At 68.8% G+C, this 25,356-nt stretch carries 17 protein-coding genes; 11 read left to right on the top strand and 6 right to left on the bottom strand.

From position 1 onward, the window contains the following. Positions 1-165: 165 nt before the first annotated feature. The 4 genes from ABLE38_RS10200 to ABLE38_RS10185 all read left to right on the top strand — a co-directional run bounded on the left by ABLE38_RS10200 (position 166) and on the right by ABLE38_RS10185 (position 5,574). Complete coding sequence (locus ABLE38_RS10200; protein ID WP_348974035.1) at positions 166-1,641, top strand: M23 family metallopeptidase; 1,476 nt, start codon at positions 166-168, stop codon at positions 1,639-1,641. Between the two features lie 472 nt (positions 1,642-2,113). Then, positions 2,114-3,028 carry a sulfite exporter TauE/SafE family protein gene (locus ABLE38_RS10195; RefSeq protein WP_348974034.1) on the top strand — a complete coding sequence of 305 codons (915 nt, stop codon included), beginning with the start codon at positions 2,114-2,116 and terminating at the stop codon, positions 3,026-3,028. A gap of 86 nt (positions 3,029-3,114) precedes the next feature. After that, complete coding sequence (locus tag ABLE38_RS10190; RefSeq protein ID WP_348974486.1) at positions 3,115-3,834, top strand: TIGR02186 family protein; 720 nt, start codon at positions 3,115-3,117, stop codon at positions 3,832-3,834. A 69-nt stretch (positions 3,835-3,903) separates the two neighbouring features. Then, entirely contained in the window at positions 3,904-5,574 is a 1,671-nt protein-coding gene (locus tag ABLE38_RS10185) for a DUF87 domain-containing protein (protein ID WP_348974033.1), read from the top strand. 3 nt (positions 5,575-5,577) lie between these two features. Here the strand turns inward: ABLE38_RS10185 and ABLE38_RS10180 are convergent, their stop codons facing one another. Both ABLE38_RS10180 and ABLE38_RS10175 read right to left on the bottom strand, forming a co-directional pair. Next, positions 5,578-6,573 carry a hypothetical protein gene (locus tag ABLE38_RS10180; RefSeq protein ID WP_348974032.1) on the bottom strand — a complete coding sequence of 332 codons (996 nt, stop codon included), beginning with the start codon at positions 6,571-6,573 and terminating at the stop codon, positions 5,578-5,580. Further along, entirely contained in the window at positions 6,570-7,955 is a 1,386-nt protein-coding gene (locus ABLE38_RS10175; protein WP_348974031.1) for a glycosyl transferase family protein, read from the bottom strand. Before ABLE38_RS10175 ends, ABLE38_RS10180 begins: the two co-directional genes overlap by 4 nt. Positions 7,956-8,115: 160 nt before the next feature. Here ABLE38_RS10175 and ABLE38_RS10170 point away from each other — a divergent pair, with 160 nt between their 5' ends. Both ABLE38_RS10170 and pbpC read left to right on the top strand, forming a co-directional pair. After that, a complete protein-coding gene (locus tag ABLE38_RS10170) occupies positions 8,116-13,878 on the top strand; it encodes an MG2 domain-containing protein (RefSeq protein ID WP_348974030.1) in 5,763 nt (1,920 codons plus the stop codon). Positions 13,879-14,030: 152 nt separating this feature from the next. Next, positions 14,031-16,127 carry a penicillin-binding protein 1C gene (gene pbpC / locus ABLE38_RS10165; RefSeq protein WP_348974485.1) on the top strand — a complete coding sequence of 699 codons (2,097 nt, stop codon included), beginning with the start codon at positions 14,031-14,033 and terminating at the stop codon, positions 16,125-16,127. A gap of 186 nt (positions 16,128-16,313) precedes the next feature. Here pbpC and ABLE38_RS10160 read toward each other — a convergent pair whose 3' ends face one another. Further along, positions 16,314-16,799, bottom strand: a complete 486-nt coding sequence (locus ABLE38_RS10160) for an outer membrane protein assembly factor BamE (protein WP_348974029.1) — start codon at positions 16,797-16,799, stop codon at positions 16,314-16,316. A 120-nt stretch (positions 16,800-16,919) separates the two neighbouring features. On the opposite strand from ABLE38_RS10160, the gene ABLE38_RS10155 reads away from it, so the two are divergent. Together ABLE38_RS10155 and ABLE38_RS10150 are read left to right on the top strand one after the other, a co-directional pair. Next, positions 16,920-17,429: a ubiquinol-cytochrome C chaperone family protein gene (locus tag ABLE38_RS10155; RefSeq protein ID WP_348974028.1), complete on the top strand. Its 510-nt coding sequence runs from the start codon at positions 16,920-16,922 to the stop codon at positions 17,427-17,429. Beyond that, the gene (locus ABLE38_RS10150; RefSeq protein ID WP_348974027.1) at positions 17,426-17,977 is read left to right on the top strand and encodes a YceD family protein; all 552 of its coding nucleotides are present in this window, start codon (positions 17,426-17,428) and stop codon (positions 17,975-17,977) included. The genes ABLE38_RS10155 and ABLE38_RS10150 overlap by 4 nt, the downstream gene beginning before the upstream one ends. A gap of 39 nt (positions 17,978-18,016) precedes the next feature. Here the strand turns inward: ABLE38_RS10150 and ABLE38_RS10145 are convergent, their stop codons facing one another. Further along, positions 18,017-18,496: a hypothetical protein gene (locus ABLE38_RS10145; RefSeq protein WP_348974026.1), complete on the bottom strand. Its 480-nt coding sequence runs from the start codon at positions 18,494-18,496 to the stop codon at positions 18,017-18,019. 58 nt (positions 18,497-18,554) lie between these two features. Then, the gene (locus ABLE38_RS10140; RefSeq protein ID WP_348974025.1) at positions 18,555-19,193 is read right to left on the bottom strand and encodes a TetR/AcrR family transcriptional regulator; all 639 of its coding nucleotides are present in this window, start codon (positions 19,191-19,193) and stop codon (positions 18,555-18,557) included. 130 nt (positions 19,194-19,323) lie between these two features. On the opposite strand from ABLE38_RS10140, the gene ABLE38_RS10135 reads away from it, so the two are divergent. From ABLE38_RS10135 to ABLE38_RS10125, 3 genes are all read left to right on the top strand, one after another. Then, on the top strand, positions 19,324-21,672 hold the full coding sequence (locus tag ABLE38_RS10135; protein ID WP_348974024.1) for a TonB-dependent receptor: 2,349 nt from the start codon (positions 19,324-19,326) through the stop codon (positions 21,670-21,672). Positions 21,673-21,747: 75 nt separating this feature from the next. After that, entirely contained in the window at positions 21,748-23,007 is a 1,260-nt protein-coding gene (locus ABLE38_RS10130; RefSeq protein ID WP_348974023.1) for an MFS transporter, read from the top strand. 198 nt (positions 23,008-23,205) lie between these two features. Beyond that, the gene (locus ABLE38_RS10125) at positions 23,206-23,784 is read left to right on the top strand and encodes a septation protein IspZ (protein ID WP_348974022.1); all 579 of its coding nucleotides are present in this window, start codon (positions 23,206-23,208) and stop codon (positions 23,782-23,784) included. On the opposite strand, the gene ABLE38_RS10120 is transcribed toward ABLE38_RS10125, so the two are convergent. After that, positions 23,781-25,352: a peptide chain release factor 3 gene (locus ABLE38_RS10120; RefSeq protein ID WP_348974021.1), complete on the bottom strand. Its 1,572-nt coding sequence runs from the start codon at positions 25,350-25,352 to the stop codon at positions 23,781-23,783. The two genes, ABLE38_RS10125 and ABLE38_RS10120, sit on opposite strands and share 4 nt — an antisense overlap. Positions 25,353-25,356 lie beyond the last annotated feature (4 nt).

Raw genomic sequence — 25,356 nt, 5'->3', positions numbered from 1 at the left:
TATGCTGAAAGCTTCGCTTCATCCGCAGCGTGGCACAACTCGCCGCACGAGTCGGCCCCGAACAGGGTACTTAATTTGACTTTAAGTCCTGCCTTCCACAGTGATCTCGTCGTTAGCCGGGGGTTTACGGCACGACATCGACGACCTTTTGGGGGGCGTTGCGCCTTGTATTTGCGTAGTGACCATGGAGAAGGCCTGGCTGGCGGCGGCGCATCTGCGCGCGCCAAGGCGCCGGCGCGCGGCTTCGTCGCACGCTTCAACGAGCGTTTCCCCGACTTCGAATTCGCCCCCGACCTGGGCTCGCGCATCGGCTCGCTGACCTGGTATCGCGGCGCCGCGACCTGTGTCGGCCTGATTGCCGCCGCGCTGGTGCTCGCACCCGGCTTCGAGAACCCGATCTATGGCGAAGTCCCCGCCCCGCTCGCCGGCGCCGAATGGGATGCCAGCCAGGCGCAGGCGATCAAGCCGATCGGCATGGGCTCGGCCACCGGCGTCCATGTCGCCGCGACCAGCCTCGTCACGCCGCTGACCGACACGCCGGAGCGGCCGCTCGTCGAGCTCGACACCAAATATACCGGCTCGCTGCTCGGCTCGCTGCTGCGCTCGGGCGTCGGCAAGACCGACGCCAACCTGGTCGACCAGCTGGTCACCAAGGCGGTGGCGAGCGGCGACCTCCAGCCCGGCACGATGCTCGACCTGACGCTCGGCCGCCGCGTCGACAAGTCGCAGCCGCGCCCGCTCGAGAAGCTGGCGATGCGCGCCCGCTTCGACCTGAAGCTCGAGGTCGCGCGCAATGGCGGCGCGCTCAGCCTCAAGCAGATCCCGATCGCGATCGACCGGACGCCACTGCGCATCCAGGGCACGATCGGCTCGTCGCTCTACCGCGCGGCCCGCGCCGCGGGTGCTCCGGCCAAGGCGGTGGAGAGCTATATCAAGACGCTGGCGACGCGCACCGCCGTGTCGCGGCTCGGCTCGGACTGCAAGTTCGACATCATCGTCGGCCAGGCCCGCGCCGAGACCGGCGAAGTGCAGATGGGCAACCTGATGTACGCGGGCGTCACCGGTTGCGCGAACAAGGTGCAGCTCGCGCCGTTCGAGCAGGGCGGCAAGACCAGCTGGTTCGACGGCGGCGGCAAGGGCGGCTCGACCGGATCGATGGCGATGCCGGCAAATGGCCGCTTCTCCTCGGGCTTCGGCATGCGCCGCCACCCGATCCTCGGCTATGTCCGCATGCACAAGGGCATCGACATCGCCGCGCCCTGGGGCTCGCCGGTGTTCGCCGCGAGCGACGGCGTCGTCCAGACCGCCGGGCGCGCGAGCGGCTATGGCAATCTGATCCGCATCAACCATGGCGGCATCTACGGCACCGGCTATGGCCATCTGAGCCGCATCTATGTGCGCGTCGGCGAGCGCGTGCGCCGCGGCCAGCGGATCGGCGCGGTGGGCAATGAAGGCCTGTCGACTGGCCCGCACCTCCATTACGAGCTCTACAAGAACGGCGTCGCGGTGAACCCGCGCTCGGTGTCGTTCACCAGTACCCAGCAGCTGACCGGCGGCGACCTTGGAGAGTTCAAGGCGCAGCTCAACCGGCTGCTCGCCGTGCCGGTGGGCCATGGCGCGGTGAAGGACGCGGAGGACTGAGGCGGCTCGGCATTCCGCGAATGCCGGCCCCTCGTTTCCTACAGCGCCGGCAGGCGCGACTCGCCAAAGTTCACGAAGTACGCGCCTCGAGCGGTTTCGGCCGGCGCTTGCGTTGACACAGTTCCCGCAAACGCGCCGCATCTCGCAACATCCTTGCGCGGCAAGGATCCTATATTTCCAACAAAGCAAAGAGCGGCCGGATCGTGACCCGGCACCGCGAGCGAAGCAGGCGAAATCCTACATTGCAAGCGGGCGCGTGCCGGCGAGGCAGGGCGCGGTGAAGGGCGCCGAGGATTGATATCCCCGAGCTCGTCTCGGGGAGGGGGGGCCATGGCCAAAGGCGGTGGTGGAGGGGCCGGCGCGCCTCTCCACCTCGACGCGGCGCGCCGCGGTCCCCTTCGCCGCTTCGCGAGGGAGGAATTGCGCAGTCCCCTTTTGCACTGCACCGCAAACGCGGTATCGCTGCGGCGAAATGGACCTTTACCTCCCGATCGCCAACCTGTCGGTCAACGCGCTCGTCATCGTGGCGCTGGGCTTCGGCGTCGGGCTGCTCTCGGGCATGTTCGGGGTCGGCGGCGGGTTTCTGACCACGCCGCTGCTGATCTTCTACGGCATCCCGCCCACCGTCGCCGCCGCCTCCGCCGCGAGCCAGGTGACCGGTGCCAGCGTCTCGGGCGTGATCGCCCATTTCCGCCGTGGCGGGGTGGACGTGCACATGGGCGTGGTCCTCGTCGTCGGCGGCGTGATCGGCAGCATCCTGGGCGCGATGCTGTTCACCCTGCTCCAGAAGAGCGGCCAGATCGATGTGGTGATCGGCGTGCTCTATGTGGTGATGCTCGGCTCGATCGGCGGGCTGATGCTCCATGAATCGGTGCAGGCGATCCGCACCACCCGCGGCGCCCGCCCGCCGCGTCCTCGAAAAAGGCGCCACCACCCGCTGGTGGCGATGCTGCCGCTCCGCTGGCGCTTCTATTCCTCGGGCCTCTACATCTCGCCGCTCGCGCCGCTGCTACTCGGCATGTTCACCGGCATCCTCACCGTGCTGCTCGGCGTCGGCGGCGGGTTCATCCTGGTGCCGGCGATGCTCTACCTGCTCGGCATGGGCACGCAGGTGGTGGTCGGCACCTCGCTGTTCCAGATCCTGTTCGTCACCGCCGCGGCGACGATGGTCCACGCCACCACCACCAAGGCCGTCGACATCGTCCTCGCCGCGCTGCTGCTGCTCGGCTCGGTGGTCGGCGCGCAGATGGGCGCGCGCTTCGCGATGAAGGTGAAGGCCGAATATCTCCGGCTGATCCTCGCGGTGATCGTGCTGCTCGTCGCCATCCGCATGCTGCTCGGCCTCGCCTGGCAGCCCGACGAGATCTATTCGGTCGAGCTGCTGTGAAGAAGCTGTTTGTCTGGGTCTCCGCTGCGCGGAAGGGCGGCACCGCGCTCAGAAAGGCGCCGCTGATCCTGCTGGCCCCACTGCTGATGGGCCAGGCCAAGCCGACGCTCGTGCCGGACGTCTCGCAGCGCGACATCGAGATCGCCTATTCGTTCACCGGCGCCGAGCTGCTGCTGTTCGGCGCGATCCTCTATCCCGGCAGCCGCGAGCCGAACCGCGACAAGCCCGCAGACATCGTGGTGGTGGTGAAGGGCCCCACCCAATCGGTGCAGGTGCGCGAGAAGGAGAAGGTCGCCGGCATCTGGGTGAATGCCGAGCGGATGCGCTATCGCTCGGCGCCGAGCTTCTATGCGATCGCCTCGTCGCGCCCGATCGAGAAGATCGTCGACGAGCGCACCCGCGCGATCTACGAGCTCGGCGTCGACAGCCTGCAGCTCTCCCCCGCATCCGGTGCCGCGCCCGAGGTGCAGACCCGCTTCGACCAGGGGCTGGAGGACCTGCGCGCGCGCGCCGGGCTCTATTACCAGTCGCCCGGCACGGTGGAGATCACCGACGGCGTGCTCTACCGCGCCCGGCTCGTCATCCCGGCGCGCGTGCCGGTGGGCAAGTTCACCGCCGAGACCTTCCTGATCCGCGACGGCCGCGTGCTCGCCGCCGCGGTGCGCGGCATCGAGATCCGCAAATCGGGCTTCGAACGCTTCGTCGCCCATTCGGCAGAACACTATTCGGTGCTCTACGGAATTATCGCGGTGGCCCTGTCGATCCTATTTGGATGGGGCGCCGGGGCACTTTGGAAACGATTCTAAAAGCTTCCAAACTCACCCAATCTTTACTTCCCCCGACGCATAGTTGTGAGCGGTAACGGGGAGCAGCCGATGGACGGCCAATTTGGTGCGCGCGGGTTCGAAGGCGCGGCGCCGTCAGTTTCATCCACCGAGGGCCTGCCCTCGCGCGCGCCGATCGAGCCGATCGGCGTGGTGCTGGAGATCGCCGGCTCGTCGAGCCAGGTGCTGATCGATCCGGCCGCGCTGAACGCGCTTTCCGCCAGCGGCGATCCCACCGTCGCCAATGCCGGCGGCGTCGGCAGCCAGGTGAAGGTGCGCGTCGGCGCGACCTGGCTGATCGCCAATGTCCGCTCGCTCAAGCTCCAGGGCGAGCATATCGCCGCCTATATCGACTTTCTCGGCGAAGGCGACGAGGAGCGGCTGACCGGCAAGCTCTACAAGTTCCGCCGCGGCGTGACGCGCTATCCGACGCCGGGCGCGCCGGTGTTCCCGGTCTCGACCGCGGATCTCAAGCAGATCTACGCCGCCGAGGACCGCGCGCATATCGAGATCGGCAATGTCTATCCGACCAAGGATATCCGCGCCGCGCTCTATGTCGATGCGATGCTCGGCAAGCATTTCGCGCTGCTCGGCTCGACCGGTACCGGCAAGTCGACCGCGGCCGCGCTGATCCTCCACCGGATCTGCGAGCTGGCGCCGCAGGGCCATGTCGTGATGGTCGATCCGCACGGCGAATATGCCAGCGCGTTCAAGTCCACCGGCGCGCTCTACGACGTCAGCAACCTGCAGATGCCGTACTGGCTGATGAACTTCGAGGAGCATTGCGAAGTGTTCCTCAACACCGCCGGCTCGGACCGGCAGGTGGATGCGGACATCCTCGCCAAGTGCATCCTGCTCGCCAAGGGCAAGAACCGGCTCGCGGCGGAGATCGGCAAGCTCACCGTCGATGCGCCGATCCCCTATCTGCTGAGCGACCTGACCCAGATCCTGCAGCTGGAAATGGGCAAGATGGACAAGGCGACCGACACCGCGCCCTATCTGCGCATCCGCGGCAAGATCGACGAGATCAAGGGCGACCCGCGCTACGCCTTCATGTTCTCGGGCATGCTGGTGGCGGACACGATGGCGAGCTTTCTCTCGCGCGTCTTCCGCCTGCCGGGCGACGGCAAGCCGATCTCGATCATCGACGTCTCCGGCGTGCCGAGCGAGATCACCTCGGTGGTCGTGGCCGTCCTGTCGCGCATGGTGTTCGACTATGCGATCTGGTCGCGCGGCGAGAGCAAGCGCCCGATCCTGCTCGTCTGCGAGGAAGCGCACCGCTACGTTCCCAACGAGCGCAACGCCGACAACTCCTCCGTGGGCAAGATCCTCAGCCGGATCGCCAAGGAAGGCCGCAAATACGGCGTCTCGCTGGGCCTGATCACGCAGCGCCCGTCGGACCTGGCCGAAGGCGTGCTCTCCCAGTGCGGCACGATCCTGTCGATGCGCCTGAACAACGAGCGCGACCAGGCCTTCGTCAAGGCGGCGATGCCCGAAGGCGCGCGCGGCTTCCTCGATTCGATCCCGGCGCTCAGGAACCGCGAATGCATCGCAGTGGGCGAAGGCGTCGCGACGCCGATCCGCCTGCTGTTCGACAATCTCGAGGACAACAAGCGCCCGGCTTCGGACGACCCGCTGTTCTCCGAGCTGTGGCGCGATACCGGCGGCGAGGAGCAGATCCTCGAGCGCACGATCCGGCGCTGGCGCTCGCAGGGGAAGTAAGCCTCAGAAATCGGCGCCCAGGGTGAGCGCGAGGCCGGACCCCGGCCTCGCCTCGCCGGCGACGCGCTGGCGCCAGTCGAGCGCGAAGCGCAGATTGCGCACCACCAGCGTCGCCGAGGGGCCGATATCGAGCCGCTGCGCCTCGCGCTGCGCCGCACCCCAGGCGCCGGCACCCAGGCCGATCCGGGCCGGCCCGTCTCCCAGCATGCGAACGCCGCGCGCCGCGCCATCGGCATAGGGATCGGCGCGCCGCCGGAGCACCGCGCCCACCTGGCCGTACGCCTCCAGCCGGAAGCCGCGCGCTTCGGTGTCGATGCCCGCGATCATCCCGAGCCCGGTGCCGCCCGGATTGCCGTCGAGCCCGAAGCGCCGCTCGGCGATCAGCCGCACCGGCGCGCGGGTCGGCTGCCATTCGAGCCCGAGCGCCGCCTCGCGGCCCTTGCCCTGGAGCGGCGCAGTGACGCGGCCATAGGCGGCGAGGCGCTGGCGCGGCGCGAGCAGCCAGGCGAGCCGCGCGCCCGCCTGGCCGCCGCCGAGTTGCCCGCCCGGCGCCGCCGCCAGCCCGGCGCCTCCGGCGCGGACGACCACCCAGCCGCTCAGCGACCAGCGATCGGGCAGCGGATCGAGCCTTTCGGGCGCGGGCATCGCCATCGGCGGCAATTGGGTGAGCGCCGTCGGGGGTATCCCGGCAGGCCCGCTCCCCGGCGCGCCATATTGCATCAGCCCCATCAGCGCGAGCTGCACCCGGGGATCGCCTTCGCCGAGCGGGGCGCGGAAGGCGGGGAGCGGCGGGAGCCCCGTCGGAATCCGCCGCTTGGCTTGCCACGGCGCGGGCAGGACCGGCGCCCGCACCACCGGCGCGGCGTGCGCAAGCGGCAGCGCCGCGCGGATCGCTGCGGGCAGCGAACCGGTTTGCGGCCAGAGCATCGCGACGCGCGCGCCGATCCAGGCGAGCATCACCATCCCGAGGAAGCGCAGCGGGCGGCCCCGCCCCTTCAAGACGCGTCGGCCGGGCTGAGATCGGGAAACTGGTGCGCGGTCTTGTCCCAGCGCGGCGCGCCGCCGCCGAGCATGCGGACATAGTCGAACAGCGCCCGGCGCGCGGCGAGCAGCGCCACGGCATTGCTCGAGAAGATGCGCGGCACCGACCAGAGCGCCTCGCGCCAGCCATAGGCTCCGCCAACGAATGCCGCGCGCACTGCGAGCCGCCACGACAGCAGCCCGAGATTGGCGAGGAGCAGCACGCGCAGCAGCAGGGGCATGTCCGGCGCGGCGCGGCCGGTGAGAAGGTGCGCGCCGAACGACAGCGCCCAGAGCAGGATCGCGAGATAGGCTAGCGCCAGCACCGGTATCTCGAGCGTAACGCGGCGATCGCGCATCCGCATCCAGTTGTCGCCGATCTGCCGCCAGCCGCCCCAGCCGGTCCGGTCCCAGCCGGCCAGCGCGATGCCGATCATCCAGCGCGCCTTCTGGCGCACCGCCGCCTCGATCGTATCGGGGAAATAGGCGCGCACCGCGACCGGCGGGCCGCCGGGCGCCTCCGCGACGCGCACCAGCCGCGCCGGCGCGCCAAGCGCCGCGATCGCGAGGCCGAGCTCGTAATCCTCCACCAGGCTGTCCGGGTCGAAGGGCGCGCCGCCGCGCGTCGCCGCCAGCCGGCCCAGCACGTCCCGCCGGATCGCGCAGCCGACGCCGGCAAAGGGCAGGGCAGCCCGCACTGCCTGCCGCACGACGAGCGAGCGGCCATGCGTCTCGGCGAACTCGTCGAGATAATGGCCGGCGAAAAAGCGCGAATGGACATGCGCGAGCGGCAGCACCGGCAGCTGCACCGCCGCCACCTTCGCGAGATGGCGCGCATAGACGCGCAGCTCGAGCGGGTGCACCACGTCCTCGGCATCGTGCAGCGCCACGGCGCTTGCCGTGAAGCCCTCCGCCGCCTCGTCGCGCAGCAGCGCGCGCCACAGCGTGTTGAGGCAATCGGCCTTGGTCGTGCCGCCCGGACGCGGGCCGATCACCAGCCGCACCCGCGCGTCGTCCAGCGCCACGTCCGCCACCGCGGCGATCGTCGCAGGGTCGTTGGGATAGGCGCCGACATAGATGCGGTAGTCGGGATGATCGAAGCGGGCGAGCGCGGCGCGCAGCATCCTGCCGATCACGGCGGACTCGTCCCAGGCGGGCACGAACACCGCGATCCGGCCGGCAGGCACCGGCCCTTCGAGCGCCAGCAGCTTCGGCCGCCGCCCGCCCAGTCGGCGCGCGAGATAGATCAGGTCGACCAGCAGGTCGTCGAGCCCGCCGACGACGAACCACAGCGCGGCGAACAGCGTCGTCTCGCGTGCGACTGCGTCCATCGCAGCGATCAGCGCCTCCCCAGCCGGCACCGCAGTCCCTCCGATTCGGAGCGGGAATTAAACCGTGCCGCTCTCGGAACGATCAAGCGGGATCGCGTATTTAACTCCGAATCGGAGGCGGTTAATTCGTTGCTGGACTCGTACCGGGGCCCGGCTATCGTGCGCGCCGCTGCCTGTGGGGAGGTTGACCATGAAGCTTGTTGCCCGTCTTGGCGTATTGGCTCTGGTCCTGGCGCCGATCGGCGCGGTCGCCGCCTTCGGCAACAACAGCCCCCAGGTCGAGATGGCGACGCCCGGTGTCGGCGACGGCGCGATCGAGCGCTTTACCGCCCGCTTCAACGTCGCGATGGTCCCGCTCGGCGATCCGCGCGCCGAATCGCCCTTCAAGGTCGATTGCCCCACCGGCGGGCAGGGCCGCTGGGTCGACCAGCAGACCTATGTCCATGAATTCGCCACCGCGCTTCCCGGCGGCGTCACCTGCAAGTTCACGCTGCGCGACGGGCTGAAGAGCCTGTCGGGCTATGCCGTGGAGGGGCAGAAGGAATTCACCGTCGATTCGGGCGGCCCGATCGCCCGCGCGGTGCTGCCCAGCCGCTATGGCAGCGAGATCGAGGAGGACCAGGTCTTCGTCGTCGCGGCGAACCTTGCGCCCGATCCCGCCTCGGTCGCCGCCAATGCCTATTGCTCGGTCGACGGCCTGGGCGAGAAGATCCCGGTCGACGTGCTCGCCGGCGACGTCGCGCCCAAGCTGCTCGCCGATCTCGGCACCGATCGCTGGGAAGTGCAGAGCTTCCTCAACGATGCCGGCCTGCCGCAGGCGCTGCCCGAAAAGGCCGAGGACCGCGCCAAGTCGCTCGCCAGCGTCGTCGCACTGAAGTGCCGCCGCCCGCTGCCGCCGGGGCATGACATGGCGCTGGTGTGGGGCAAGGACATCAAGAGCCCCTCGGGTCGCGCCGCGGGCACCGATCAGCGCTTCGATTTCACCGTGCGCAAGGAATTCAGCGCGCGCTTCGAATGCTCGCGCGTCAATCCGCAGGCCGGCTGCAGCCCAGTGGAGGACGCCTGGGTGCGCTTCTCCGCGCCGGTTCCCAAGGCAACGGCGCAGGCGGTGCGCATCAAGACGGCGGACGGCAAGGAGCTGGCGCCGATCTTCACCGACGACGACAAGAACAAGGCGATGGTCGCCGACCTGAAGTTCAAGGCGCCGCTGCCGGCCGAGACGACGGCCAAGGTCGTCTTCCCCGCCGATGTGAAGGACGAAAGCGGCCGCAGCCTCGCCAATGCCGAGCGCTTTCCGCTCGACGTGAAGTTCGATGCGCCGCCGCCGCTGGTGAAGTTCGCCGGCAATTTCGGTATCCTCGAGGCCAAGGAAGGCGGCGTCCTCCCGGTCACCGTCCGCAACGTCGAGCCCGATCTCCAGGGCACGCAGATGGCAGTCAACGGCCAGAGCCTGAAGGTCGAGGGCGGCGACGGCGAGATCGCCAAGTGGTTCCGCGCGCTCGGCGATGCGGCCGAGGACAAGTCCGACGAAGTGACGCGCGGCAAGGAAACCGTGCGGATCAACCAGACCGGCGCCAAGCCGCTGCTCACCGCGGCCACAGGCAAGCCGCTCAAGCTCGGCCTGCCCGGCAAGGGCAAGGATTTCGAGGTGGTCGGCATCCCGCTCGGCCAGCCCGGCTTCTACATCGTCGAGCTCGCCAGCCCGCGGCTGGGCGAGGCGCTGCTCGGCCGCAAGGCGCCGCGCTACGTCGCCGCCGGCGCGCTCGTCACCAACATGAGCGTCCATTTCAAATGGGGCCGCGACCAGTCGCTGGTCTGGGTGACCGCGCTCGACAGCGGCCAGGGCGTGGGCGACGCCGACGTGCGCATCACCGACAGCTGCACCGGCCAGCTGCTCGCCAAGGGCAAGACCGACGCCTCGGGCCGGCTCGGCGTGCCGGCCGGGCTGCCCGAGCCCGAGACCTATTCGAACTGCGACAGCGGCAATGCCAGCCCGCTGATGGTCTCGGCGCGCAAGGCCGACGATTTCAGCTTCACGCTCACCCAGTGGGGCGAGGGCATCCGCCCGTTCGACTTCGACCTCAACTATGGCTGGTCGGCCCCCGAGCAGATCTTCCACACCGTGTTCGACCGCTCGCTCGTCCGCCAGGGCGAGACGATCCACATGAAGCATATCGTCCGCCAGCCGGTCGCCACCGGCTTCGGTGCGTCGGGCGCCTTCACCGGCACGCTGCGGCTCAGCCATCGCGGCTCGGACACCCAGTACGACATTCCGCTCAGCATCGATGCGAACGGCACCGGCGAGACCGAATGGACCGCGCCGCAGGGCGCGAAGATGGGCGATTACGACGTCCAGCTGATCACCAAGAACGCCACCGGCGGCGAGGAGACGCACTATACCGGCCAGTCGTTCAAGGTGGACGAATACAAGCTGCCGACGATGAAGGCCTCGGTCGCAGGTCCCAAGGACGCCGCGGTGCGCCCGGCGACGCTGCCGCTCGACCTGTTCGTCGGCTATCTCTCCGGCGGCGGCGCGGCCAACCTGCCGGTCGAGACGCGGATCGGCTATTTCGGCGATTTCCCGACGCCCGACGGCTATGACGGTTACACCTTCGGCGGCCGCGCGATGACCGAGGGCACCAAGGCGATGAACGGCGAGGGCGAGGACGAGCAGGTCCAGCTGCCGCCGACCCAGACGCTCCCCGCCAATCTGGGCGCGGACGGCACCAGCCGGATCAACGCCGAGGTGCCGCAGACGCTCGACCAGAACACCAACATGCTGGTCGAGATGGATTACCAGGACGCCAACGGCCAGGTGCTGACCTCGTCGCGGCGCATCCCGATCTTCACCTCGGCGGTGCAGCTCGGCGTCAAGACCGATGGCTGGCTGATGAAGCAGGACGACCTGCGCCTGCGCTTCGTCGCGCTCGATACCGCGGGCAAGCCGCTCGCCAACCAGGCGATCTCGGTCGAGCTCTACAGCCGCGAGATCCTGACTGCGCGGCGCCGGCTGATCGGCGGCTTCTACGCGTACGACAACCAGATGAAGACGACCAAGCTGAGCGCAACCTGCTCGGCGACCACCGATGCCCAGGGCCTGGCGACGTGCCAGCTCAGCCCCGGCGTATCGGGCGAAGTCTATGCGGTGGCGACGACCAAGGACGCGAACGGCAATGTCGCGCGCGCGACCAAGTCGACCTGGCTGGTCGGCGACGACGACTGGTGGTTCGGCGGCGACAATGGCGACCGCATGGACGTCATCCCCGAGAAGCTGGAGTACAAGGCCGGCGAGACCGCCAAGTTCCAGGTCCGCATGCCCTTCCGCGACGCGACCGCGCTGGTCACGGTCGAGCGCGAGGGCGTGCTGTCGAGCTTCGTCGTCGGGCTGACCGGCAAGGATCCGGTGATCGAAGTGCCGATGCCGGCGGACTATGCGCCCGACGTGTTCGTATCGGTGATGGCGGTGCGCGGGCGTGTCTCGGGCTGGCAGAACTGGCGCTCGAGCATCGCGCGCGACTGGGGCGGCCCCTGGTCGAAGGACGGCGGCGAGCCGACCGCGCTCGTCGATCTCGCCAAGCCCGCCTATCGCCTCGGCATCGCCAAGGTGAAGGTCGGCTGGGAAGGCCATAAGCTCGACGTCGCGGTGAAGGCCGACAAGGCGAGCTATGCCGCGCGCGACACCGCGAACGTGGACGTCACGGTGAAGAGTCCCGACGGCAAGCCCGCCGCCAGCGCCGACGTCGCGTTCGTCGCGGTCGACGAGGCGCTGCTCCAGCTTTCGCCCAACGACAGCTGGAACCTGCTCGACGCGATGATGGGCGACCGCCCGATCTCGGTGCTCACCTCGACCGCGCAGACCCAAGTGGTCGGCAAGCGGCACTATGGCAAGAAGGCCGTGGAAGCCGGCGGCGGCGGTGGCGGCGGCGATCTCTCCGGGCTCAACCGCGAGAATTTCCAGCCGGTGCTGCTGTGGAAGGGCAAGGTCGATCTCGACGCGAACGGCCACGCCAGGGTGCCGGTGGTACTCAACGATGCGCTGACCTCGTTCAAGCTCGTCGCGGTCGCCACCTCCGGCCCGCAGCTGTTCGGCACCGGCATGGCGAGCATCCGCTCGTCGCAGGACCTGACCATCTATCCCGGCGTGCCGCAGCTGGTGCGCACCGGCGACCAATATGGCGCGATGTTCACGCTCAGGAACGGCTCGAACAAGCCGATGAAGGTGACGGCAACCGTCGCGCTGAGTCCGGCCTATGCCACCGGCAAGCCGCTGACCGTCGACATCCCGGCCGGCGGCGCCGCACCGGTGGTGTGGAACCTCACCGCGCCGCCCAAGGACGGCAAGCTGAGCTGGACGGTCTCGGCCAAGACCGCTGACGGCAAGTCGGCCGACCGGGTGACGGTGGCGCAGGTCGTCGCGCCCGCCGTGCCGGTCGAGACCTGGGCGGCGACGCTCGCCCGCGTCGGCACCGGCACCCAGTTCGCCATCGCCCCGCCTGCCGGCGCGCTGCCCGGCTTCGGCTCGGTCGACGTGACGCTCACCGACACGCTCGCGCCGCCGCTCTCGGGCGTGCGCGACTATATGTCCGCCTATCCGTACAACTGCCTTGAGCAGCGCACCTCGCGCGCGATCGCGCTGGGCGACACGGGTATGTGGAACCTGATCGCCAGCGACATCCCCGCCTATCAGGATGGCGAGGGGCTGCTGCGCTATTGGCCGGGCGACTGGCCCGGATCGGAAGCGCTGACCGCCTATATCCTCTCGGCCAGCGCCGAGGCGGGGTTGCCGCTGCCCGAAGGGCCCAAGGCCAAGATGCTCGATGCGATGAAGGCCGTGCTCGACGGGCGGCTTCGCCATGAAGACTATGGCGACGTCCGCCTGCAGCGCGTCGCCGCCTTCACGGCGCTGGCACGCCAGGGCGCGGCGACCTCCGCGATGCTCGGCCAGATCGGCATGGCGCCGGGCGAGATGCCCACGTCGTCGCTCGCGGACTATGCCGTGGCGCTCGGCAAGGTGCCGGGGCTCGCCAATGGCCAGCAGCTGCGCATCGATGCCGAGAAGATCCTGCGCAGCCGCCTCGTCTATGAGGGCACGCGCGTCGACCTGTCGGACAAGGGCCGCATGGCCTGGTGGCTGATGTCGTCGGACGACGAGGCCGCGATCAAGCTGCTGCTCGCCACGCTCGGCCGCCCCGGCTGGGAGAATGACTCGGCCAAGCTGATGGTCGGCATCGCCGCGCGCCAGCAGCGCGGCCATTGGGACACGACCACGTCGAACGCCTGGGGCACGATCCTCGCGCGGCGCTTCATGAGCGTCTACCCGGCCGAATCGATCGCGGGCGTCACTACCGCCAGCTTCGGCAGCGCCACGCCGCTCAGCCTGACCTGGCCGCTGGCCGAGCCGCAACGCCAGTTCAGCTTCCCGCTGCCGGCACAGGCCACGCCGCTGGTGATGAACCAGGCCGGCGGCAGCGGCCCCTGGGCGTTCGTGCGGGTCAAGGCGGCGGTGCCGCTCACCCAGCCGCTGATGGCCGGCTACAAGATGACCAAGAAGGTCGAGGCGGTGAAACAGGCGGTGCCCGGCAGCTGGTCGCGCGGCGACGTCGTCAAGGTGACGATCAGCGTCGAGGCTTCGGCCGAGCGCAACTGGGTGGTGGTCAATGATCCGATCCCGGCGGGCGCGACGATCGTCGGCAACCTGGGCGGCCAGTCCGAGATGCTTGCGGCCAAGGCGGACAGCAGCGAGGGCGTCTCGCCCAGCTATGTCGAGCGCGGCAACGACAGCTGGCGCGCCTTTTACGGCTGGGTGCCACGCGGCAGCTTCACGGTGTCGTACGTGATGCGGCTCGATGCGGCGGGCAAGTTCAACCTGCCTGCCACCCGCGTCGAGGCGATGTACGCGCCGGAGATCCGCGCGCAGCTGCCCAATGCCGTGATGGCCGTGGCGCAGCGGTGACGGCGAAGGAAGCGCTCGACCGCCTCCTCGCCTTCGCCCGCCGCTGGACGAAGCGTATCGACGATGCGCCCGAGGCGGCGCGCGCCTGGCTTGGCCGGGAGCGGGCGGCGTGGCGGGACAAGGGCTGGCGCGGCGTCCTCACCCCGTCGCGGGTGGTCGGCACGGCGCTGACGCTGGTCTTCGCGTTCACTGCCAGCGGCTGGTGGGTGACGCGCCCGCCCGCGCTCGCCGACTATGCCTCGGTCCGCGCCGGCTGGCATCCGTCCGAGGCCTGGCTCTACGACCGGCACGGCGTGCTGATCGATTCTAGCCGCATCGACTATCAGGCCCGCCGCCTTGCCTGGACCCCGCTCAAGGACGTCTCCCCGGTCGCGCGCGACATCCTGGTCGCCGCCGAGGATCGCCGCTTCCGCGAGCATGGCGGGGTCGACTGGATGGCGCTGAGCGGCGCCGCGCGCGACCGGATCGAGGGCAAGCGCGGCCGCGGCGCATCCACCCTGTCGATGCAGGTCGCCGCCTATCTCGCGCCCGATCTCTCCGCTCCCGGCAGCCGCGGCATCCGCGACAAATTGCGCCAGATGCGCGCGGCGTGGAGCCTCGAATCGCGCTGGAGCAAGGACGAGATCCTCGAGGCCTATCTCAACCTCGCCGGCTTTCGCGGCGAGGCGCAGGGCATCGGCGCCGCGGCGCTCGGGCTGTTCGGCAAGACTCCGGCGACGCTGACCCGCGACGACGCGCTGCTGCTCGCCGCGCTGCTGCCCAATCCCCAGGCCAACCCGTCCGAGGTCGCGCGCCGCGCCTGTGCGCTTGCCCGGGAGCAGGATTGCATGCGCTTCGCCGGCGCCGCCGCGTCGATGCTCGGCCCGGCGCGCAGCCTCGCGCTCGACCCCGGCCTCGCACCGCATCTCTCCGCCGAATTGCTGACCCGGCCCGGCGCGCGGATCGTCACCACGCTCGATGCCAGCATCCAGCGCACGGCGATCACCGCCCTGAAGCGCCAGCTCCAGGGGCTCGGCGGATCGCGCGCGCGCGACGGCGCGGTGGTGGTGGTCGACAATGCATCGGGCGACGTGCTCGCCTATGTCGGCGGCATCGGCGGCGAGAGCACCGCGCCCGCGGTCGATGGCGCGTCCTCCTATCGCCAGGCGGGATCGACGCTGAAGCCGTTTCTCTATGCCGAGGCGATCGAGAAGGGCTATCTTACAGCCGCTTCGATCCTCGACGATTCGCCCGTCCAGCTCGACACCGCCTCGGGCCTCTATGTCCCGCAGAATTACGACAAGGCGTTCAAGGGCCCGGTCTCGGCGCGGATCGCGCTGGCGGGATCGCTCAACGTGCCGGCGGTGCGCACGCTGCTGCTCACCGGGGTCGATTCCTTCCGGGACCGCCTATGGGATACCGGCTATCGCGGGCTGGTCGAGGACGGCCAATATTATGGCTATTCGCTTGCGCTCGGATCGGCGGAAGTCACGCTGATGGAGCAGGTCGCCGCCTATCGCAGCCTCGCGCTCGAAGGCCGCTGGTCGCCGCTCCGCCTCACCATGGACGCCAGGACCGAGCCGCTGCGCCGCACCACGACGCCCCAGGCCGCCTGGATCGTCGCCGACATGCTCGCCGATCCCAATGCCCGCGCCGGCACTTTCGGGATCGATTCGGCGCTGCGCCTGCCGTTCTGGGCCGGCGTGAAGACCGGCACCTCCAAGGCGATGCGCGACAATTGGTGCGTCGGCTTCACCGATCGCTTCACCGTGGGCGTGTGGGTGGGCAATCTCGAAGGCGATCCGATGCGCGCGGTCTCGGGCACCAGCGGCGCGGCGCCGGTGTGGCGCGACGTGATGCTGGCGCTTAACGAGGCCGATCCCGGCAAGGCGCCGCCGCGGCCGGAGGGAATCGAGGCGCGCCAGATCCGCTTCGCCGGTGGCATCGAGCAGCCGCGCCGCGAATATTTCCTGAAGGGCACCGGCTTCGACCGGGTCGCCTATGCCCCGCCCGAATCGCGCCGGCCGCGCATCACCAATCCGGTGGGCGGCAGCGTCTATGCGCTCGACCCGGACATCCCGGTCGACAATCAGCGGCTGGCGATTTCGGTGTCGGGCCAGGCGCTTGGCCACCGGCTGCTGCTCGACAAGCGCGACCTCGGCACCGCCGATTCGCACCCGCTGATCCTCGCCCCGCCGGGCAAGCATCGCCTCGCCCTGATCGACCTCGAAGGCAAGGTGATCGACCAGGTGCTGTTCACCATTCGATAGCCGTCAAAATGGGGACTGTTGAGGGAGCGAAACACTAGGTCGCGCGTTCCCTTTGTCGGTCCCTTCTACCCCTTTCGGGACCGTGCCAAGCGGCACCGGCCGCGCCGTCTCGCAAGCGGCGCGGCCGAAGCCTTTGACATCAGACTTTTAGCATCAAAGCAGGCCCGGTTTCAGGCCCGCCAGGGACTAGGGGCCGTTGCCGCCACCGGCACCGCCGCCCGGACCGCCGGTGCCCGGCGCGCCGACCGTGCCGATATTGCCGAACAGGTCCTCGAAGAAGCTGCGCTTGTGGCCGAGCGTCGGCGTCGTCTTGCCGTACGGATCGACCGACGCGATCAGCTCCTTGCCCATCCGGTCGACCGCGACGACATTGCCCTTGGCATCGAAGCGGACGCGCAGCGTGGTCTGGTCCTTGGGCTTGAGCGACTGGTAGCCAAGGTTCGAGCTCTGGCGCGAGATATAATACCACTCGCCTTCGTTGAACTGGCTGGTGAAGGTCGGGCGGCCCAGCGTCTGCAGCACCGATTCGCGGGTATCGATGCCCGGCTGCACCGAATCGACCAGCTCCTTGTCGATGATATAGCCCTGGTGCGTGCGCACCGGCACGCAGGCGGTGGTGCCAAGCGCGGCTGCCAGCAGGGCGGCGCCAAGCGCACGGGCGGGAATCGACATTCTAGTCTCCAGGCAAACGCATACCAGCCAGCGCATTGCATCGCGGGCCGTTCGCCTCAATATGCGGCAAAATGCGGCCAAACAAGGTCGCGACCCCAGAATGCAGGACCAACCCGGCACATGCGCTTGCTCAAGCGGCTCTTCCAGGCGCCCGACCGCGGCACCGCCCCCACGCTCTACGCCGCGATCGTCGCACGCGGCCGCGAGACCCATTGGTACGAGAAGGGCCAGGTGCCCGACACGATCGACGGCCGGTTCGACATGATCGCGGCAGTGATGAGCCTCGTCCTGCTGCGGCTCGAGCAGGCGGAGGAAGCGATCCCCTTCAGCACCCAGCTCACCGAGGTGTTCATCCACGACATGGACGGGCAGCTGCGCCAGATCGGCATCGGCGACATCGTCGTCGGCAAGCATGTCGGCAAGATGATGGGGATGCTAGGCGGCCGGCTCGGCGCGTACCGCGAGGCGCTGGCGGGGGGCGATCTCGGCGAGGCCCTGGTCCGCAACCTCTATCGCGGCGCGGCGCCGGCACCCGAGGCGCTCGCCCATGTCGAGACGGCGCTGCGCACATTCCACGCGGCGCTGGCCGATACGCCCGTCGCCACGCTGCTCGCCGGAGACCTTGCATGATCCAGACCGAATTCATGCGCCCGCAGCGGCTCGACACGATCGGCGCCGGCGAAAGCGACGTCCAGGTCAAGGCCGAGCCGGCCGAGCGCACTGCGCTGGCCGCGCGCTTCGGGCTCAAGGCGATCGACAGCCTCGCGGCGACCTACCGCATCCGCCGCGACGCCCAGGGCATCGTCGCCACCGGCCATCTCTCCGCGCGCGTCACCCAGGCCTGCATCATCACCGACGAGCCGGTGCCGGCGAAGATCGAGGAGGATTTCGCGATTCGCTTCCTGCCGGAGACCGAGGGCAACGGCGGCGACGACGAAATGGAGCTGAGCGAGGACGAGTGCGACATCGTCTTCTATTCGGGCGGCGCGATCGACCTGGGCGAGGCCGCGGCGGAAACGCTGGCGCTGGCGCTCGACCCCTATCCGCGCAGCGCCAATGCCGAGGCTGCGCTGCGCGACGCCGGCGTGATCAGCGAGGAGGAGGCCAAGCGCCTCGCCGAGGAAAGCGGCCCGTTCGGCGGCCTGGCGGCGCTGCGCGACAAGCTCGGGGGAGCCTGAATCAATTCCTCCCCGACCTTGCTCGGGAGGAGCTAGTAGTTACGCGTGCCCGACCACACGCAGATGCGCGGCGGGTGCGTTGACGAACACGTCCTCGCGCGCGATCGGCGACCAGGGCAGCCAGCGGAACCAGGTGTAGACCGTCCTCCACGTCGCGTCCTCGCCCGGTCCCTCGGCGCGCTGGAGCAGCGTCTTGTACGGCCGCCTGGCGCGCGGCCAGTAGAACAGGTGCAGCCGGATCTCGCCGGTCACCAGCCCTTCCAGCGTCTCGATGAATTTCGCCTCCGCCTCGGCATCGGCGTCGAGATGGAATTCGGCGGTGAACAGCGCGCTGCGGATCAGCAGCAGGTCGCGTGCCCAGACCAGCTTCAGCGCGATGCGAAGGCCATATTGGACGGGCAGCTCGAGCTCTAGATAGTCGGGCCCGGCATCGGCGCCGCGCGTGCGCAGCGCGTGGCGCTCGGCGAGCACCGTGAACAGCGCCCTTGCCCGCGCCGCATGCCAGTCGCTGAAATCCATGCCGCCTAGATGCGGCAGCAGGGCCGCCGCCGCAATGGCGCGGCCCTATTTCACGCCCCTATTTCCCGGTGCCGATCCCGCGCGCAAGCATCGTCGCCACGATGTCGGCAATCGCCTCGGGGTCCACATCCTCCTGCCACACGCTGTAGCGCAGGCCGAGGAACACGTTCATCCCCATGATCGCCCAGGCATGGACCTCGCCGACATCCTCGCGCACCTCGCCGCGCGCCGCCGCGGCCTGGAGGCGCCGGGCGATGCGCTCCGCCGTGGTCGCATAATGCATGCGGAAGCTCTCGGGATCGACGAACTCGGCCTCGTCGATAATCCGGTAGATCTCCTTGTGCTCGCGCGCGAAGCGGATGAACGCGAGCAGCGCCGCCTGCTCCGCCGCGATCTGGCCGCCGGTGGCGCCCTTGATCGCCGGGGCGACATGCTCGCGCACCTGATCGCTCATGTCGCGCACCAGCGCGCGGAACACGTCGTCCTTCGAATCGAAATAGGTGTAGAAGCTGCCGAGCGCGACGCCGGCGCGCCGGGTGATCCCGCTGATCGAGCCTTCGTGGAACCCCTTGGCGCCGAATTCCTCGGCCGCGGCATCGAGGATCAGGCGCAGCGTGCGCCGCCCGCGTGCCGTGCGCGGTTCCTTGCCCGCGCTGGCCGCTTCGCCGCCCTGCAGGTCCGAGGCTGTGGCTCCCATGCCACGCACCCTAGCCATTGCATCTTCCCCTGTCGATCCAAGTTGAAACCCGGTTCAGGTTTCAGTATAGCGTTGGGCGACCACACGCAACCCGCGTCCAAGACGGGTTCGATGGAGGGGAGGAAATTCGATGACACGCCTGAACTCTGCCCGCACGATTCTGTTCGCGGGCGCTGCGCTCGCCGCACTGACCGCCGCTCCAGCCTTCGCCCAGGATACGCCGGCAGCCGCCCCGGCCGCCGATGAAGCCGCGCCGGGCGACAATGGCGAGATCGTCGTCACCGCGCGCCGCCGCGAGGAAAAGCTGCTCGACGTGCCGACCGCGGTCACCGCGCTCACCTCGGCCCAGCTCGACCAGGCCGGCGCGGTCGACCTGACCGACCTGCAGATCGCCTCGCCCAACACCACGCTCAAGGACGCGCGCGGCACCAACTCGACGCTCGCGGCCTTCATCCGCGGCGTCGGCCAGCAGGATCCGGTCCCCGGCTTCGAGGCCGGCATCGGCATCTATCTCGACGATGTGTACCTCAACCGGCCCCAGGCCTCGGTGCTCGACATCTATGACGTCGACCGGATCGAGGTGCTGCGCGGCCCCCAGGGCACGCTCTATGGCCGCAACACGATCGGCGGCGCGGTGAAGTACGTCACCAAGAAGCTCGACGACGTCCCCACCGCGACGATCAAGGGCAATTACGGCTCGTACAACCAGGTCGACCTGATCGTCAGCGCGTCCACGCCGATCGGCTCGATGTTCAAGATCGGCGTCTCCGGCGCCCGGCTGACCCGCGACGGCTTCGGCGAGAACAAGAATCTCCACATCGACAACTACAACAAGAATGTGTGGGCGGCGCGCGGCACGCTCGAGTTCGAGACGCCCGACAGCCGCATGTCGGTGCGCATCACCGGCGACTACACGCATGACAAGTCGAACGCGCGCAACGGCCACCGGCTGTTCGCCGGCCTGCTCACCGGCTCGCCGTCGCTGCCCAACGTCTATGACACCAATGCCGGGCTCGCGAACCCGAAGAACGATGTCGAGGCGGGCGGCATCTCGATGACGATCAATGCCGAAGTGGCCGACTGGATCACGCTGCGCAGCATCAGCGCCTATCGCGAGGACACCTCCTACACCCCGATCGACTTCGATTCGACGCCGTCGGTCGATGTCGACGTGCCGGCCTATTACAAGAACAACCAGACCAGCCAGGAATTCCAGGCGCTGATCCACAGCGACAAGCTGAACGGCATCATCGGCTATTATTATCTGGGCGCGAAGGCGACGACCGGGTTCGGCGTGCTGCTCTCGACCACGCTGGCGGGGTTCAACGCCTATACCGCCGGCGACGTGCGCACCGAGACCAGCTCGATCTATGGCGACTTCACCTACGACGTCACGCCGCAGCTGAGCCTGACGGTCGGCGGCCGCTACACCTGGGACCAGCGCAAGAGCTATGTCTTCAAGGCGAGCTATCTCGGGCTGACCCCGGACTTCGGCGGCACGCCGATCCCCGTCGGCGCGCCTTCCACCGATTTCCGCGGCACCGCCAACTTCAAGCGCTTCACCCCGCGCGCGACGATCAGCTTCAAGCCGAGCGCGGATCACATGGTCTACGCGTCCTATTCGGAAGGCTTCAAGGGCGGCGGCTTCGATCCGCGCGGCTCGGGCACCTCGGCACCCAATACCGACGGCGTGCCGGGCATCGGCTATCAGGACATCTACAACTACCTCTCCTTCGATCCGGAGACGGTGAAGAGCTATGAGATCGGCTGGAAGGGCGCCGCCTTCGACCGTCGCCTGACCTGGGCGCTCGACGGCTTCTATTCGGACTATTCCAACGTCCAGATCCCGGGCTCGGTCGGCTGCGTGATCAACAACGTCCAGAGCTTCTGCGGCATCACCACCAACGCGGCCAAGGCCAAGATCAAGGGCGTCGAGCTCGAGACCACCGCCACGCTGGCGCGCGGCTTCGCCGGCGCGGGCTCGCGGATCTATTTCACCGGCGCGCTCGGCTATATCGACGCCAAGTACAAGAAGTTCATCGGCCCGACGGGCGTCGACGTCTCGGCGGTCCGCGTCTTCCAGAACACGCCGGACTGGACGCTGGCCGGCACGCTGGGCGGCGCGCTGCCCGTCGCCGGGGGCGATCTCTCGGCGACAACCACGCTGTCGTACCGCAGCCTGACCCACCAGTTCGAGACGGCCAGCCCGTTCCTCGACCAGCCGGGCTATACGCTGCTCGATGCGCACCTGGTCTACAGCTTCGGGCATGGCCGCTACTCGATCGGCATCCACGGCAAGAACCTGACCAACGAGCACTACAAGACCGCCGGCTATCAATATATCAACTCGACGATCGCCGGCGTGCCGATCCTCACCCCGGCGGGCGGCTACACGCCGACGCTGGGCAAGGAAGGCGTCGCGACTGCCTTTTACGGCAACCCGCGGCAGATCTTCGGGTCGTTCAGCCTCAAATTCTGAGTATGGTGCACTGCACCTAAGTTCCGGAGCCGGGCGTCCCTTGACGTCCGGCTCTTTTGATGTCGAGGTATGGTCATGAACGCCCCCGCCGCAAACCCCGCCAGCCGTTCCCGCGCTCCCGGCCTCGTGCTGGCGATGCTGTTGCTCGTCTACACGTTCAACTTCCTCGACCGGCAGATCCTCGGCATCCTCGCCAAGCCGATCATGGAGGACCTGCACCTCAGCCGCACCGAGTTCGGCGCGATCGGCGGCCTCGCCTTCGCGATCCTCTATTCGGTGCTGGGCGTGCCGCTCGCCTATCTGGCCGATCGCACGAGCCGCTCGGGCGTGATCGCCGGCTCGCTGGCGGTGTGGAGCCTGTTCACTGGCCTATGCGGCATCGCCACGGGCTATTGGCAGCTCTTCCTGTTCCGCCTCGGCGTCGGCATCGGCGAGGCAGGCGGCGTCGCGCCCTCCTATGCGCTGATCGCCGATTATTTCCCGCCCGAGCGCCGCGCCCGCGCGCTCGCCATCTATTCGCTCGGCATCCCGGTCGGCCTCGCGCTCGGCACGCTGGTCGGCGCGATCATCGCGGCGCTGGTCGACTGGCGGGCGGCGTTCATCACGATGGGCGTGCTCGGCATCCTGATCGCGCCGATCTTCCGCTGGGTCGTCCGCGACGTGCCGCGTGCGCCCATGGCCGGGAGCGATGCCCGCGTCAGCCCGGTATTCGGCATCCTGATGCGCAAGCCCGGCTTCTGGCTGCTCGCCTTCGGCGCCTCGTGCAGTTCGCTCTGCGGCTATGGCCTGGCGCTGTGGACGCCGCTGGTGCTGATGGGCAATTTCGGCTTCGGCCTGGTGACGACTGGCCAGTTCATGGCCTCGCTGCTGCTGATCGGCGGCACCGTGGGCGTGTTCGCCGGCGGCTGGTTCGCCGATCGGCTCGGCAAGGCCGACCGCGCCTGGTATGCGCGGCTGCCCGCCATCGCCTGGCTGATCACCGCGCCGACCTTCGCGATCGGCCTGCTCACCTCGAACCCGTGGATCGCCTGGCCGTTGCTGCTGATTCCGAACGGGCTCAACATCCTGTGGCTCGGCCCGGTGACCACCGCCGTGCAGCACATGGTGCCGCAGCAGATGCGCGCCACGGCCTCGGGCAGCTTCCTGATGATCAACAACCTGATCGGGCTTGGCGTCGGCCCGCTGCTGATGGGCTTCCTGTCGGAGGAGCTGAAGGCAAGCTACGGCGCCGATGCGCTGCGCTATGGCGCGGTGTTCTGCCTGGGCTTCTACGTGCTTGCCGGCATCCTCGCGCTGCTCGCCGCGAAGCATGTGCGAAAGGGTTGGATCGACTAGGTATTTTGCCGAGTCGGCGGATTCCGGAATCGCGCCGGACCGGCAATTGCGCGATGATGCAGGGGTTCCGAGGGATCGCTCTACGGGGCCGCCGGGCGGGGATGTACCCGCCCGGCACCTTCCCTGAACCGCCCGCGAACTTCGCTTGGGATAGCGGCCGACCGCATGGCATAAGGCTTCCCGGAAGGGGGCCGGCGCATGCGATATTTCCTGGCATCGGCACGACCCATCCTCGAGGACCTGGCCGGCACGCTCGCCTTCTATTTCCTCTACCTCGCCACCGGCTCGGCCCAGCTCGCCGCGGCCATCGGGCTGGCGATCGGCGTGCTCCAGGTCGCGGTGCACGTATTGCGCCGCCAGCCGGTCCCGGTGCTGCTGCTGATGGGCGTCGCGCTCACCGCGGCGCTCGGCACGATGACCTTCTTCACCCATGACGCGCGCTTCATGCTGCTCAAGCCGAGCATCATCTATGCCGCGATCGGCACGACGATGCTGCCGCGCGGCTGGGTGACGCGCTATGTGCCCGAGATCGCCCGCGAGCTGCTCCCGCAATCGACCTTCGACCGGGTCGGCTGGGGCTGGGCGGCGCTGACGCTGGGCACTGCGCTGCTCAACATCGTGCTGGTCGCCACGCTCGCGCCGAAGCGCGCCGCCTTGTGCTTTGCGATCTGGGCTATCGCCTCCAAGCTCGCGCTGTTCGGCGGGCAATACACCGTGCTGCGCCTGCGCGCCGGCCGCGCCTATCGCTCGCGCATCGCGCAGGCGCCCGCACCCTAGCGCTCGCGCGTCGCCGCGAACTTCACCTTGGAATAGCGATCGGCGATATAGCCAACTTCCCAGTTGGACTTGGCCATGAACACCGGGTTGCCGTCGCGGTCCTTGGCCATCGCGCCGCGGTTGAGCGACATGAACTCGGTCAGGTCCTTGGGATCCTCGGCCGAGATCCAGCGCGCCGTCTCGAACGGCGCCACTTCCAGCCCCGCCGCGACCTTGTACTCGGCATCGAGCCGGCTGAGCAGCACGTCGAGCTGCAGCTGGCCGACCACGCCGATCACCCAGTTCGATCCGATCTCCGGATAGAAGACCTGAGTCACGCCTTCCTCGGCCATGTCGTCCAGCGCCTTGCGCAGCTGCTTGGTCTTGGTCGGATCCTTGAGCACCACGCGGCGCAGGATTTCGGGCGCGAAATTGGGCAGCCCGGTGAAGCGCACATCGGCCTTTTCGGAGAGCGTATCGCCGACGCGCAGCACGCCGTGGTTCGGAATGCCGATGATGTCGCCCGGGAACGCCTCGTCCGCCAGCTCGCGTTCGCGCGCGAAGAACAGGATCGGCGAGTGGATCGCGATCGGCTTGCCATGCCCGCTTGGCGTCAGCTTCATGCCGCGCTTGAAGGTGCCCGAGACCAGCCGCATGAACGCGATCCGGTCGCGGTGGTTGGGGTCCATGTTCGCCTGGACCTTGAACACGAAGCCCGTCACCTGCCCCGCATCGGGGGAGACCGGCGCCGGCTCGGCGGGCAGCGCGTGCGGCGGCGGCGCATGCGTCGCGATCGCCTCGATCAGCGAATCGACGCCGAATTCCTTGAGCGCCGATCCGAAATAGACCGGGGTCAGGTCGCCACTCCGATAGGCCTCGCCGTCGAACGCCGGATAGCCGACCTGGGCGAGTTCGACATCCTCGCGCAGCTTGGCGAGGTTTTCCGCCGAGAGGATCGCGTCGAGCTGCGGATCGTCGAGGCCCGACGTCTGCACGACCTTGCCGTGGAACTCGCGGCTGTCGCCCTCGGGCAGCAGCAGGCGGTTGGTGGCAAGGTCGAAGATCCCCTCGAACGTCCCGCCCATGCCGACCGGCCAAGTCATCGGGCACACGTCGAGCGCGAGCAGGTCGGCGATCTCGTCGAGCGTCTCGAACACGTGCCGGCCTTCGCGGTCGACCTTGTTGACGAAGGTGATGATCGGCACGTTGCGGAGGCGACAGACCTCGAACAATTTCCGCGTCTGGCTCTCGATGCCCTTGGCGACGTCGATCACCATCACCGCCGAGTCGACCGCGGTGAGCGTGCGATAGGTATCCTCGCTGAAATCCTCGTGGCCCGGCGTGTCGAGCAGGTTGAAGGTCACGCCGTTCCGCTCGAAGGTCATCACCGACGAGGTGACCGAGATGCCGCGCTGCTGCTCGATCTTCATCCAGTCCGAGCGCGCGCGCCGTGCGGCGCCGCGCGCCTTCACTTCGCCGGCCAAATGGATCGCGCCGCCGAACAGCAGCAGCTTCTCGGTCAGCGTCGTCTTGCCGGCGTCAGGATGGGAAATGATCGCAAAGGTGCGACGGTCACTGGGGGAAGTCATGCGC

The organism is Sphingomonas sp. KR3-1 (assembly GCF_040049295.1).
Lineage (GTDB): Bacteria > Pseudomonadota > Alphaproteobacteria > Sphingomonadales > Sphingomonadaceae > Sphingomonas.
Note: the sequence above shows the minus strand (reverse complement) of the source record. Positions and strands in the feature narration are given on the sequence as shown.

Excerpts from the sequence above, each read along its gene's own strand:
- ABLE38_RS10195 (WP_348974034.1), top strand. The coding sequence starts at position 2,114 with ATGGACCTTTACCTCCCGATCGCCAACCTGTCGGTCAACGCGCTCGTC.
- ABLE38_RS10150 (WP_348974027.1), top strand. The coding sequence starts at position 17,426 with ATGATCCAGACCGAATTCATGCGCCCGCAGCGGCTCGACACGATCGGC.
- ABLE38_RS10145 (WP_348974026.1), bottom strand. The coding sequence starts at position 18,496 with ATGGATTTCAGCGACTGGCATGCGGCGCGGGCAAGGGCGCTGTTCACG.
- ABLE38_RS10135 (WP_348974024.1), top strand. The coding sequence starts at position 19,324 with ATGACACGCCTGAACTCTGCCCGCACGATTCTGTTCGCGGGCGCTGCG.
- ABLE38_RS10125 (WP_348974022.1), top strand. The coding sequence starts at position 23,206 with ATGCGATATTTCCTGGCATCGGCACGACCCATCCTCGAGGACCTGGCC.
- ABLE38_RS10190 (WP_348974486.1), top strand. The coding sequence starts at position 3,115 with ATGGGCCAGGCCAAGCCGACGCTCGTGCCGGACGTCTCGCAGCGCGAC.
- ABLE38_RS10140 (WP_348974025.1), bottom strand. The coding sequence starts at position 19,193 with ATGGGAGCCACAGCCTCGGACCTGCAGGGCGGCGAAGCGGCCAGCGCG.
- ABLE38_RS10160 (WP_348974029.1), bottom strand. The coding sequence starts at position 16,799 with ATGTCGATTCCCGCCCGTGCGCTTGGCGCCGCCCTGCTGGCAGCCGCG.
- ABLE38_RS10185 (WP_348974033.1), top strand. The coding sequence starts at position 3,904 with ATGGACGGCCAATTTGGTGCGCGCGGGTTCGAAGGCGCGGCGCCGTCA.
- ABLE38_RS10130 (WP_348974023.1), top strand. The coding sequence starts at position 21,748 with ATGAACGCCCCCGCCGCAAACCCCGCCAGCCGTTCCCGCGCTCCCGGC.
- ABLE38_RS10120 (WP_348974021.1), bottom strand. The coding sequence starts at position 25,352 with ATGACTTCCCCCAGTGACCGTCGCACCTTTGCGATCATTTCCCATCCT.
- ABLE38_RS10155 (WP_348974028.1), top strand. The coding sequence starts at position 16,920 with ATGCGCTTGCTCAAGCGGCTCTTCCAGGCGCCCGACCGCGGCACCGCC.
- ABLE38_RS10170 (WP_348974030.1), top strand. The coding sequence starts at position 8,116 with ATGAAGCTTGTTGCCCGTCTTGGCGTATTGGCTCTGGTCCTGGCGCCG.